This window comes from Methylobacterium sp. 10 (assembly GCF_000519085.1).
In the GTDB taxonomy this organism is placed as follows: Bacteria; Pseudomonadota; Alphaproteobacteria; order Rhizobiales; family Beijerinckiaceae; genus Methylobacterium.
Map to the genome: position 1 here is coordinate 3,593,843 of NZ_KI912577.1, position 12,091 is coordinate 3,605,933.

Consider the following 12,091-nt stretch of genomic DNA (forward strand, 5'->3'; position numbering starts at 1 on the left):
TGCTCCAATTGCAAGACAGTCATCGTTTGATCCAGCCCATGCGGATCGCTCGTTCTTCCGAACAAAGCCCAAGGCGAACGGCCTCGGCTGGCGGGATGTGGTCGTATGGGCCGCGGTCGCCGCCACGTGAGAAGGTGCCGGAGGCTGCCACGGGCACCGTCCGCTTCACCGCAAGAGCGGTGACAGCCCAGACCAGCGCGTCGAACCGATCGGGCGACGGGCCGCCTGCCACATAGCTCGTCATCTGCTGTTCGAGTTCGGGGAAGCCGTCGCCGACGTGGTGGACTTTCCCGGCCTCGTAGAGGGCCGAGACGGGTTCAGCGCGGGTGATCTTGCCCCGGCTCGCGTGGACGCCCTTGTAGGAAACCATGGGGTCAACAGCCCTGATCGTGGCCTCCACCATCGCGCCGCCCTGGTTCGTCTCGGCGACGATCCTGTCGGCATCGTGCGCCCGGTAGAGGTTGATCGCGCGAGCGGCCCACTCGGTCGGGCTATATCGTCCGGTGCCGTCCGTGAGCACGTAGACGTGGCCGTCGGTGCCAAGCGCGGCCACGATGATGCCGGTCTCGTTCGATGTCTGGCCGGTCGACACCGCCGGGTCGATCGCGACGACGACCCGCACAAAGTCGGGCACCTCCTTACGGTCGACGCGGCTCCGTTCGATCACATCGACCGTCCAGAGTGCGCCTTCCAATTCGTCCACGTACTTGCCGAGGTAAAACCGATCGCGCTGGCGCGGCGGCATGGCTTCCAGGGATGCCAGGTACTCGGCCGATAGGTTCGCCTGGTTGTCGACGGGGTTGAGGAAGGCTCGAGCGTAGGCTTCCGGGTTCTTCAGCGGCAGCTTCGTGATCGGATCGCGCTTCTCGCCGAACAGGCGGTTCGTCCAGTGCGATTTCTCGGTCGGATTGAGGTCGACGCGGATGCGCTGCCGGAGCCCGGGAACGACCTGAGCCACGCGGGTGAAGGCCGTGAGGGCCGAGAGGTACGGGATCTGCGACGCCTCGTTGAGGAAGAGGGTCGCGTACTCCTGGCCCAGGATCTTCTCGACGCGATCCTTGTCGTCCAAGCCGCCGATCCAGATTTGCGAGCCGTTTGGCAGTTCGAAGAACCCGTCCCGGCTGTGCTCCTCAAGGAGCAGATGCGGGAAACATTTGCGCCGGACGTTCGGCAGGGTGTCGAGGGCAATCGAGGCGCGGGCGGCGTTGCCGCGGTAACGCAAGATTGCGTGGCGCGTGCCTGGGAAACGGTTGGCTTCATCCACGATTTCGCGAACGATTAGGAAGGTTTTGCCGGAGCGCGTGCCGCCGACGAGGCAGGAGTGCCGGGCCTCGCCCGTGATGGTGTCCTGTGCCACCTGCTGACCGGGGCTGAGGGAAATCATCCCCTCCAGGGACGCTTCCAGGCGGGCGAAGGCTTCACGCATTGGCGCGGCCCTCGATCATCGGCCCGGCCGGCTCCGGCATGTGCTTCAGGCGCCGGACGAGGCTCACGATGTCGTCCTTCGCGTCCGGGTGCTGCCGGGCGATGGCGATCAGTCCTGATTCTAGCTCGTGGAAGACCGGGCTGTTCATGATCGCGACCGTCGTGTTGATCGTGACGCCAGGGTTCAGGCGCTGGATCTCACCCGAGAGCTTGCCGATCTCGCGCGAGACCTCCGTGGCCGCCCTGGCGAGCGCCGCCGTGGCGTGCCGGTCGTTGCAGGTGGCCGCCGCGAGCATCTGCTGCATCAGCGTCATGCGGATGATGGCGAAGTGGTCGAGGAGAGAGCCTTCCTCGTCCCGTGCGCGCTGCGCCAGCTCCTCAATCGGCACGTCGGCCACGAGTTGCCCGCGGTACTCCGGCGACAGGCTCTCCATGTGCCGGGCGATCGCGTCCCGGTGCACACCGAACCGCTTGGCGATCTTGTCGAGGCTGACGCCAGCCGTACGGGCAAGTTCGATCCGGACCCGGTCGGGGTGGCGGGTGATCTGGCTGCGGCGTTCGGGATTGGTGGCGCGAGGCATGGCTAGAACCACGCTGCTCCACGTTCCTTCGCCAGTCTGGCGGAAGCGACGATGCCCTTCACTTCATCGGGCGGGGCACCGGTCAGACGGCACCACTCTGCGATGGCCTGAGCGTCCCACTGGCATGCCTGCGCCGTCATGGCGACGAGCATCCGCATGGCAGCAGAGGTTGAGGCGGCAGCGGTGTTGATCTGGGATGCGGCGGCTGCGGGATCGGCCGACACGCTGGCCGAGGTAGCAGCGGGCGCAGATGGGGTCAGGGTTTGATAGATCGATGGCATAGGGCGATGCTCCGGTGACAAGGTGTCAGTCCGTGAGCCATCCAGCCCGTACGCCTAGCCCCATCCAGGGCGTTGGCGGTGATATTAGTGATGCGAAAATCTATCGCGGTCAAGTCTTCGACTGTGTAACCCTATCGAGAATGCGTGCAACCGTCTTCATGTCTTTGCCTACAGCCGCGCCGATACGGGCATAGGACTGGCCCTCACGCCTCATGCTGACCATGACATCCAGTACACGATGCTCATCAGCGTTGGGGACAAGCCGGCCGTCCACCCGGTCGAAACCGAAGGGCACCTTGCCGCCGTTGTAGACGCCTTGAGCAGCGAGATTGCGCTTCACGTCGCGGATGCGCTCGCGGATGCGATCGCGCTCGTTCTCAGCCACTGCCGACAGGATCGTGAAAACCAGCTTCGAGATGCCGTTGCCACACACGTCCCCGCCCAAGTCGATCATGTGAAGGGCGATGCCGTCCTCCTTCATTTCTTCCAGCGTGCCGAGTGCATCGGCAGCTGACCGAAACATGCGATCCAGCTTCGGGGTGATGACCACATCGCCCTTGTTCAGTCGGGCCAAGAGCTTCCGGCCAGCAGGGCGCTCGTTGAGGGGGACTGATCCAGAGACGCCGGCCTCGACGTAGAAGTCCGCAACAGCCCAGCCCTTCAGCATGGCCCAGGCCTCGACTTGCCGCCGCTGAGTGTCGAGGGAATCGCCGCTCTTGGCCTGCTCAGCCGTCGAAACGCGGATGTACCCGTAGACCATCATGGCGCGCTCCTTATGTCTTTGCTTTAGCAAAGCCATAAGATCGCAATGCCATAAGCTCGTCAAGGGCAATCGGCCACGCCTCCTCCCGGCCCTTGTCGCAGGTGCTCTTTCGTAGGTGTGCGATTGATGACGATCGCACCCTCGTAGTGCGAACAGCCTGTTTTGACGCAACCTCGGATGCCTAAGCGCGTTTGCCCGGCACTACCGTCGAACCTACAACGAAGTAAGGGCAAATACTATGGCGACAATTCTTGGCGAAAAACAGTACTTCGGCAACACAATGGACGACATACTTGCGCACGCTCACGGAGATGCAAGAGAATTGGCCCCAGGTAATACTGGCAAGATCTCCACGCGAGTGGAATCCTGGGGTTCAGGTGAGGATGAGAAGGGCATCCTTCGCTTCTGGGCTCGCGTATCGTTCCATCTAAGTAACTGACCTCTCACGCCTCCCACAGGCGCGTGTAGCGTAGCAAAACCGTAGCATCTTCGTAGCAACCGCTACGGCGTAGCACTGTAGCGTAGCGTAGCCCCCTCTCTTAAAGAGGGGCTACTCGCTACGGCTGCTACAGGCTGCCGACAGGCCATCGTTGCATATCAAGTGGGCGATGTTGAGTGCCCACGCTTTTTAGAAAGACGGGCTGTGTCAAAAATTAACTTCACAAATTACGTGTATTTCATGCTGGACGAAACTGACGAGCCATATCTACTTGACCTAGCGCTGCATTTCTGCGTTGGTCAAAGCTTGCCATCCTACGTCAATACGCATGTTATCGGCAAAACTACTTATATGTGTGCCGTGGTAACCGCCGCCGGGCATAAGACGCTTATAGAATATTTACATCTTCTGGGATGGGATCGATTCATCACTAAAGACATTTTGATATAGCGCCATATAAAACACACTTACGCGGCGCTTTCCGTTTATTATTGCTCTAGATCCTCTGCATTCAATCCAGGCTACCCATAAGGACTACCGCTTCCACCTTCGCCCGTACCCCCACAAGCCGCTCCGCCAGCCTCTGGACTGCGCCGTACGACTTCTGCTTCTCCCGGCAGGCCGCAATCACCTCAGCAATCTCCGGGGTAAACACCTGCTCCCGGCGCAGCTTCTGGCACGCAGCGACCACAACGGCCGGCGGGAAGCCTTCGTCGAGAAGATCGTGGACCAGGGCCCCCAGGTAGACCTCGGGATTCTGAGGGCCGCGTACGCGCGAATCAAACAGGATGGCCACGGTGGCCTGGACAACCTTGCGGCTGGGCTTTGTCGCAAGAGCGTCGGCCACCGCTCCTGCGATGCTCTCCAATTCCGAGGCGGGCGGGCATTCAGCAAGCTCCCGTGTTAGCCGCTCGCGCTGCCCGGCGCCGGCATAAAGGAAGCTCGAATCCATCCAGGCCAAAGCACTCTTGATGATGGCATCGCCGCAGCTTTTCACTAACCGCTCAGGCTCGAGGTGTTGTCCCAAATCGGGCGAACCTCGAGAAGGCGCGTGTACGGGAACTGCTGTGTTTGCTTTCGTGATCTCGCTACTCATCAACGTCCATCCTCGCGGGGAGCCAGTCACGAGTCGCACTGAAGCCGCCACGGCGCGGTAAGGTGGCGGGAGTTGGCCTGTCTCGCCACCGCCCGTCCTTCAGCCATCGCCCGGGGCTTGTGGTGTACTGAGCGGGTTCGCCCTCGCGGGCCGCAGCGTAGGCTGTGACGCCTTCCATAATTTGATGATGAGTGGCACGCTGATCCTTCAGCACCCGATCATATTCCCGACGAGCGGCGTCCTCGCCCTCTTGCTTGGGATAGGCATCCCAGAACTCGGCGAAGGGTGAGGGGGTAGGGGGAGACTCCCGGTTTCCTTTCCCGGTTTCTCCTTTCTCTTGTTTGGGTGTCTGGCTGGACACTCCGGGGGGTGTCTGGCTGGACACCGGGGTAGTGTCTGGCTGGGCACTCCCCCCAGTGTCTGGCTGGACACCGGGGGGGAGTGTCTGGCTGGACACTGGGGGGTGGCCTGATTCGAGCCGTGAAAAGCAGGGCATGAACGAGTTGGTTACGAATCCTTTAGCCGCATTAGAGGCTCCACCATTCACCCGGGAGACCCGAATCCAGCCTGACTTCTCAAGTTCCTCGACCGCCCGAATGGCGGAACGACGCTCGAAGCCAGCACCGCGTGCAAGCGTGTCATAGGAGGGTGTGCACTGGCTGGTCTGGGTGTTGTGGTGATGAAGCAGACGGGCAGCGACCACCTTCGCCTTGAGCGACAGCGCATCGTCCTCGATGATGGCCTGAAGCAGCTGCCATTTCTGTATGAGGGTAACCGCGCCCAATGAGTTACCCCGCCGGAACGAGCTGATCGACCGTGAAGATCTCGGCAGCGATCAGAAACGCGCGTTCAGCCTCGGCCCGTGTGGCACCGAAGTAGGGTTCCATAGCCCAACAGATCAGATCATCGCGGTGGCGCCACTGAAGGCGTCTTGTTTCGATGATGACGCAGGCGAGCACGGCGGCGATATCGCTCATGCGTAGCCTCCCCGTAGGAAGGCGCGCACCTGGTTGCGGCAGTGGAAGACGCCGGAGACCGTACCATCCTGCTCGATCAGTGCGACGAAGCAGCTTGCCAGGGCAGGGCGCTGAACTGTAGCCTCTGCGCCGAAGTCTTTACCCGAGACCTTCTGTTTCGCGCCGTTGCGGGCTCCAACCCCCGCGACGGCGTTCTTTGTTTCTGGGCCATTTTCCCGCTCGATATCGGTCGGGATTCCGCTTCTAACCCTTTGATATTGCATTACCGCTTTTCTCCTCGTTCGGAGAAAAAGCGTTGTTATTTCAATGGGGCAGGGGGGACTCTGACTCCTCTAGTCGAGGTTCGAATCCTCGTCCCCCAGCCACTGTCACACCTAAGTCATTCAGATCATTGAGCTCCTCGCGCAGTCGCCCTGCGGAGTGAGCCTGTTGCTACACACCGCTGCTACACAAGGTACCCAGCCAGGTGCCGAAGGAGCGGAGTGGCACCGATCGCGAATGTCGTCCTGCGTGGACGAACCTTTCATTTCCGCCGACGCGTACCGACCGGCCTGCGAGCGACCTTGCGCCTCAACGAAATGGTGCGCAGCCTCGGGACATCGGACGCGCGGACTGCCAAGCTAAGGGCCTGTCAGCTATACGTCGCGTCAAAGAGTATCTTCTCGACCCTGAACGCGACGCCGATGCTGACCGACGCCCAACTCGCCCGCCTCGTACAGGATTTTTACGGGCTGATTCTCGATCGAGTGATCCTCCCCCGGTTTCACGGACACCTCTGATACGCTCCTTGCGGGCGGGGAAGGTGTTTGATGGCAAAGACGAGACGCGAGTTCACCCCGGAGTTCAAACGCGAGGCGGTGGCGCTGCTGGAAAGCAGCGGCCGGCCGCAGATGCAGATCGCCGCCGAACTCGGGATCCAACCGTCGATGCTGAGGCAATGGCGCACGGCGCTGATGGGCGGCTGCCCGCCACCGCGGCCAGCGGGATTGCCAGGAACCGCGCCGATGAGCCCGGTGTCATCGCCGTCCGATCAGGCGGTCGCGATCGCCCGTCTGCGGCGTGAACTCGACCGGACGCGCATGGAGCGCGACGTCCTAAAAGCGGACCGAGCTGACATCGGTCGCCCTGATGATGGCGACCCAACGGCAGCGACCGGCCGCTGGGCTCATCTGTCACTCGGATCGCGGCAGCCCATACGCCGCCGAGGCCTACAGAGCGCAGCTTGCCGACATGAAGGCGACACCCTCCATGAGCCGAACCGGCTGCTGCTACGACAACGCCCCGATGGAAAGCCTCTTCCACACCCTTAAGGTCGAACTCGTCCACCAGCGACGATGGGCGACCCGGGACGAGGCCAGACGGGACGTGTTCGCCTACATCGAAGGCTATTACAATCGACAGCGCATCCACTCGGCCCTCGGCTGCATCACGCCCGAGCAGGCCGAACGGAACGCGAGCCAACCCCCGTGTCCGTGAAACCGGGGGGGGGAGGATCAGTCAGTCGATCTGCAGGCCGCCGTACTCCTTGCGCCAGCGATAGTCACGTTGCTTGGAGATATCCGCCTCTAGGCACGCTATTGCCAAACTCTTGCCCTGCGCCTTCTGAACCTCGATCTGCCGCAGCTTCAGAACCACCTGCTCCGCACCCGTCTTCTGACCTCGCTTCATGTCCAGCTCCTTCGGTCCTGGCTGATCCTCTCAATCAGCCCAGTCCAAAGCTAGCCGGTCAGGTCACATGCACAAGAATTCATCGCATGTCATTTTCTTAATGTTCCGCTCACCTTGGCGTCAATCGAGCTGCGGCATTCAATTGTTTATCAAGGTCTGGCTGCGACGTTGCCTCGTCGCTTCAGGAACGGGCTTTAAAGGTGGCCCGCATCCCCAGACGTGACGACGAAAGGTTCGAGCATGTCTGGCGTGACTATCAACAATCAGGCAAATCCTGAGGGCGGGACTGTACAGGAGGCCGTCAATACGACCGCCGGCGGCACAGAAGTCAGCATCCTTTTGCAGGGACTCCGGAGGGCAGTCGGGCCTAACGGCGCCCCATCGACCGTCCCGTCTCGCACTGTTTCCGAGAGTAGTGTCGGGGAGGCAGGCGAAGACAGCGTGCTCGACGACTCGAGCGGCTATGGCTCCATGATCCTGAGGGATGCGGAGGCTTTCGGGACTAGATCGGCGTTCGCTCAAGGCTTCAATGACTGGGCAGCCAACTTCGCGAGCTCATTGTCACCAGAGGGAGCCGCAACTTTCATTAGAGCACTTGGGTACCTTGGAGACGTGGTGAGGATCGGTGGCGATGCCGGGCCGTTTGCTGCCGCAGTCGGGGCGGGCATCCTGCTCTATCCGATCGCCAAGGGGTTACCGGATGAGCAGGTGTCGACGCTGCAACCTGGCACCACCTGGAACCCGGACGGCACGCCCACGGCGCCTTCGATCCTCCCCACCCATGAGGCAGTGCAAGTCCTCTCGGTCGCGAATCAAGCCCAGCTCGCCGCCGCCATTGAGACGGTCAATACTTCTCCCGGCAACTACGCGATTCATGTCACGGCCGACATCACCCTCAATTCGGATCTTCCGGCGCTGAACCAGCCCCTCGGCGTGGTTCGGATCGACGGCGAAGGACATGTGCTCGACGGTGCCGATACTTACCGCGGCCTGATGGTGGACGATACACAAGCTCTCCTGAAAGACCTTACTATTCAGGACGCCGTGGCACAGGGGGGCGCCGGCGGCATTGGCAAGTCTGGCGGCGGTGGTGGCGCGGGTCTTGGTGGCGGCGTACTTGCGGTGAACCATGCGGCGATCGCCCTCGATGACGTCTCGTTCACGAACGACGCCGCCGCTGGCGGACAAGGCGGTGCGAGGGAGGCTGGCGCCCTGCTGGGGAGCGCGGGATATGGCGGCGGCGGTGGCATGGGCGGCGTTGGGGGAGCGGGAAGCGCCTGGCATTCGAGCGTCGGCGGTGTGCTCGGCGATCTCGGCCAGCACCTCGACCTCGCAGTTCCGGCCGACGAGGACGATGGGCGGGACGGCAGCAGCGGCGGTGGCGGTGGCCTCGGCACTGCGGCGATGGGGAGTGCGAGCGGACCTGGTGGGCACAGTTCCATCCTCACCGGCGCAGATGGCGGCATGGGCTTGGACGATGGCACATCCGCCAACAATGACGCAGCAGGCTTCGGTGGAGGCCTCGGCGCCAATGGCGTTCAGGGCGGCTGGGGAGGTGGTGGCGCCGGAAGCGCCGGGGGTGGCGACAGCGACGACGTCGGCGGCAGTGGCGGGTATGGCGGCGGCGGCGGTGGTGGTGGTGGTGGCGCCGGCTACGGCGGTGGCGGTGGCGGGGGTGGTGGCGCCGTAGGCATCATGGGCGTCGACCCAGGCCAGGGCGGTTTCGGTGGCGGTGCCGGTGCCACGGAAGGCGGTGGTGGCGGCGCGGGCCTTGGCGGCGGTGCATTCGCTGACGGCACCAGCAAGATCAGTATCGAAGGCGGCAGCTTCACCGGTGACACGGCGACCGGTGGCCAGGGTGCGAGCGGTGGAGGGAGTGGCCAGGGATACGGAGATTCGATCTTTCTTTCGGGCAATCAGGTCCTGACGGCCTTCGCCAAGCCAGGTGAGACGACAGCCCTCAACGGGGGAATTTCCGATCAGTCCAGCACCGGTGATCCGAGCGGTCAGGGCGGGGCGGCAGTGGTGGCGGCCACGGGCGGCGGTACCGTCGCGATTACGGGGGATGAAGACCTCTCGGGCGGCATCGTCATCGATGACGGCACCACGCTAGAGCTCACGGTAAAGCAGGCCGCAGGCGCCACCGGTACCATCGCCTTCGGAGATGCGGGCGACGGCGCGACCTTACGCGTGGATGATTCTGCCCTAACTGGCAGCGGCCTTCTCGACACCGGCCTGCGCGGTATGCAAACCGGCGACCGAATAGACTTCGCAGGTCTCGCCGGTGCGACCCAGGTCACGGTCGGAACGGTCGGCGGAGCGATGGCCACGGACGGGCAGACCGCGACACAGGTCACGGTCTCGAACGGCACGCAGGCGGAGTCGGTCCAGATCGAAGGCCTGAATGCAGGGGCTACTTTTGCCGTGGCGAGCGATGGCCAGGGCGGCTCTACATTGACCATGACCCAGGCGATGCCGGCACCGACCGGGTTGGCCGAGACAACCGGTGCGGATGGCTCGCTGATCTTGTCCGGGCAGACTCAGGCCGGCAGCTCCGTCACCCTCTATCAACTACAGCCGCAAGCCGGCATCCTACTTCAGCTCGGCACTGCCACCGCCACCTCGAATGGTACGTTCACCCTGACACCCGATACCCCGCCGGATGCCGGCACCGGCCCCGTCGTGGCCATGGCTGCCGACGCCTCGGGCAACCAGTCGGTGCTGTCCGCTGCACTCGCCCTTCCGGCCGGGAGCGGCGGTACGGCGCCTGCCACCGATGCGAATTTTGGCACGCCGGCCCCGGGAAGCATCGTCCTGCGCGTCGGCACCGAGGCGCAACTCACGGCGGCCATCGATCAGGCCAACGCTGGCACAACGCCGGGGCCTCTGGCGATCGAGTTCACCAATGACATCACCCTCATGGGTGGGAACGACCTGCCCGTGCTGCAGGCTGCCAGCCCCGTCACGATCCTGGGCCAAGGGCATACTCTCGACGGTGACGACTTCACCCGCGGGTTGGTGGTGTTCGGCGGCACCGCTGCCATCGAGGATCTGACCATCGCGGATACCGTCGCCTCCGGTGGGATGGGAGGCATTGGCGCATCTGGCGGCGGCGGTGGCGCGGGCCTTGGCGGCGGGCTGATGGTAGCTGGCAGTGCGAGCGTGGTGCTCGCCGACGTCCACTTCTCCAACGACGCCGCGCAGGGCGGAGCGGGGGGGATCTCCGGCGCCTACGGCGAGGGCTACGGCGGCGGCGGCGGCCTCGGCGGGAGTGGTGGCAACACCGCCTCCAGTCTGGTCGGGCTTTCCGGCGGAGGCGGTGGCATCGGAGCCCAGGCGGTCGGGGGCAACGGCATTGATGCCGCGACGGGATCGCAGGGGACGGCGGGTCCGATCGCAGGTGCTCCGTCGGATGCCGGCACCGGCGCTCATGGAAGTGTCGCGGGCGGCGGCGGCGATGGTGGTAGCACCATCTGGCAAGGCGGCGCAGGGGCCGGCGGTGGGATCTACGGCTTGAGCGGCGCCGACACGAGTGAGGGCGGCGATGGAAGTACTGGTGGCTGGGGCGGCGGCGGCGGTGGCAACAACACCTATGGCGGCAATGGTGGCTTCGGCGGCGGCGGCGGCGGGTCTCAGACCCAGGGAGGCTATGGCGGCTTCGGCGGCGGCGGCGGTGGCGGTGCACCGCTTTTCTCAGGCACAGGCGCCCCGGGGGGCTTCGGTGGCGGTGCGGGAGGGGACGGCACGAACAGCACTCAGAGTGACGGCGGCGGCGGCGGTCTGGGTGCGGGAGGCGCTGTCTTCGTCGAGGAGGGATCGAGCCTGACAGTCGTCAATTCCGGCAGCACGGGCGATACTGTCGCCGGCGGCCAGGGGCAGAATGGTGGTGACAACGGTCAGGCCTATGGCTCGGGCTGGTTCATCCAGGGCGATCAAGCGATCACACTCGGGGCTCTCTCCGGTCAGACCACGACCATCAACGACGTTATTTCCGACGAAGCCGGATCACATGACGCAAGCGGTGCTACCGGTGCTGGAACCGTGATCGCCGCAGGGCCGGGCACGATCGCGCTCGAGGTGCAGAATACCTACACCGGCGGTACCGTTATCGACGGCGGCACCCTCGAACTCGGCGCGGCCGGTGCGGCAGGCACCGGCGACATCACGTTTGCCGCGGACAGTGCGGGCACGCTGAAGCTAGACGCGGCGGTCACGAGAAGCAGTGCTCTCCTCAACGGCATCTCCGGACTGGCGGCTGGGGACGCGATTGACCTCGCCGGCGTCGCGTACCAGCAGGGGGCGATGACCCAGGATATCGGTGCGCCCGGTAGCCTACCAACCGCCGCCGGAGGTACGGCAGCCTCACAGGTACTGATCGGTAACGGCACCGACCATGCCGTTCTGGCGATCGAGGGACTGGCGCCGCAGGCTGCCTTGACCCTGGCGAGCGACGGCCAAGGGGGAACTCTGGTGAGCCTCGCTCAGCCGGCCGGGGCTGCCGCAGCCGATCCCTCGGCCATGGCGGCACCCGCACCGGGGGGCGCCGATGCGCTGCCTGCGACGGAGCTGTTCACCCTGCCGCTAGGGCAGATCAGCAGCCTCGGAACCGGCGATCCCCGGAATGCGGTCAACAGCATGCTGTTTCAGGCCTCGTCTCCTCCCGGAGTTGCGGTCCCGTCTCCTGGGCCAGCCGGTGGAGTCGCGGCGGCGATCCACGATCCGGAGGCTCAGGCCGGCCTCTTGCCGATGCCCGGAGAGGACGACCGTCACGGTGTAGCGGGGCTCGCCCACGAGTCCGGTCAAGCCACCACGAGCCTCCATCACCGCTAAAGCGAGTCGTGCGGCCTCTTTCGGGAGGCCG

9 protein-coding genes and 2 pseudogenes are annotated in these 12,091 nt (G+C 64.2%); 3 read left to right on the forward strand and 8 right to left on the reverse strand.

What is annotated here, in order from left to right; translation table 11 throughout:
• Positions 1–19: 19 nt before the first annotated feature.
• The 7 genes from K368_RS24900 to K368_RS26800 form a co-directional block, all read right to left on the reverse strand.
• On the reverse strand, positions 20–1,426 hold the full coding sequence (locus K368_RS24900) for a phage terminase large subunit (RefSeq protein ID WP_051439904.1): 1,407 nt from the start codon (positions 1,424–1,426) through the stop codon (positions 20–22).
• The gene (locus tag K368_RS0116805; RefSeq protein ID WP_027173338.1) at positions 1,419–2,006 is read right to left on the reverse strand and encodes a hypothetical protein; all 588 of its coding nucleotides are present in this window, start codon (positions 2,004–2,006) and stop codon (positions 1,419–1,421) included. The genes K368_RS24900 and K368_RS0116805 overlap by 8 nt, the downstream gene beginning before the upstream one ends.
• A 2-nt stretch (positions 2,007–2,008) precedes the next feature.
• Positions 2,009–2,287: a hypothetical protein gene (locus K368_RS24905; protein WP_036266430.1), complete on the reverse strand. Its 279-nt coding sequence runs from the start codon at positions 2,285–2,287 to the stop codon at positions 2,009–2,011.
• A gap of 109 nt (positions 2,288–2,396) precedes the next feature.
• Positions 2,397–3,050 carry a recombinase family protein gene (locus K368_RS0116815; protein ID WP_027173339.1) on the reverse strand — a complete coding sequence of 218 codons (654 nt, stop codon included), beginning with the start codon at positions 3,048–3,050 and terminating at the stop codon, positions 2,397–2,399.
• Positions 3,051–4,000: 950 nt separating this feature from the next.
• On the reverse strand, positions 4,001–4,585 hold the full coding sequence (locus K368_RS0116820) for a hypothetical protein (RefSeq protein WP_155935210.1): 585 nt from the start codon (positions 4,583–4,585) through the stop codon (positions 4,001–4,003).
• Between the two features lie 788 nt (positions 4,586–5,373).
• On the reverse strand, positions 5,374–5,562 hold the full coding sequence (locus K368_RS0116835) for a hypothetical protein (RefSeq protein ID WP_027173341.1): 189 nt from the start codon (positions 5,560–5,562) through the stop codon (positions 5,374–5,376).
• Positions 5,559–5,825, reverse strand: a complete 267-nt coding sequence (locus K368_RS26800; protein ID WP_155935212.1) for a hypothetical protein — start codon at positions 5,823–5,825, stop codon at positions 5,559–5,561. The genes K368_RS0116835 and K368_RS26800 overlap by 4 nt, the downstream gene beginning before the upstream one ends.
• 219 nt (positions 5,826–6,044) lie before the next feature.
• Between K368_RS26800 and K368_RS27115 the strand changes: the two genes are divergently transcribed.
• Both K368_RS27115 and K368_RS26195 read left to right on the forward strand, forming a co-directional pair.
• Entirely contained in the window at positions 6,045–6,341 is a 297-nt protein-coding gene (locus tag K368_RS27115) for a DUF6538 domain-containing protein (RefSeq protein ID WP_197031029.1), read from the forward strand.
• Between the two features lie 30 nt (positions 6,342–6,371).
• A pseudogene (locus K368_RS26195) lies at positions 6,372–7,038 on the forward strand (IS3 family transposase).
• 24 nt (positions 7,039–7,062) lie between these two features.
• Here K368_RS26195 and K368_RS26810 read toward each other — a convergent pair.
• Positions 7,063–7,230, reverse strand: a pseudogene (locus tag K368_RS26810) (IS3 family transposase); the annotation flags it as partial.
• A 615-nt stretch (positions 7,231–7,845) separates the two neighbouring features.
• On the opposite strand from K368_RS26810, the gene K368_RS27615 reads away from it, so the two are divergent.
• A complete protein-coding gene (locus K368_RS27615) occupies positions 7,846–12,060 on the forward strand; it encodes a hypothetical protein (RefSeq protein ID WP_155935214.1) in 4,215 nt (1,404 codons plus the stop codon).
• Positions 12,061–12,091: the final 31 nt, after the last annotated feature.

Coding starts and splice junctions, on each gene's coding strand:
- K368_RS24900 (WP_051439904.1), bottom strand. CDS start 1,426: ATGCGTGAAGCCTTCGCCCGCCTGGAAGCGTCCCTGGAGGGGATGATT.
- K368_RS0116805 (WP_027173338.1), bottom strand. CDS start 2,006: ATGCCTCGCGCCACCAATCCCGAACGCCGCAGCCAGATCACCCGCCAC.
- K368_RS24905 (WP_036266430.1), bottom strand. CDS start 2,287: ATGCCATCGATCTATCAAACCCTGACCCCATCTGCGCCCGCTGCTACC.
- K368_RS0116815 (WP_027173339.1), bottom strand. CDS start 3,050: ATGATGGTCTACGGGTACATCCGCGTTTCGACGGCTGAGCAGGCCAAG.
- K368_RS0116820 (WP_155935210.1), bottom strand. CDS start 4,585: ATGAGTAGCGAGATCACGAAAGCAAACACAGCAGTTCCCGTACACGCG.
- K368_RS0116835 (WP_027173341.1), bottom strand. CDS start 5,562: ATGAGCGATATCGCCGCCGTGCTCGCCTGCGTCATCATCGAAACAAGA.
- K368_RS26800 (WP_155935212.1), bottom strand. CDS start 5,825: ATGCAATATCAAAGGGTTAGAAGCGGAATCCCGACCGATATCGAGCGG.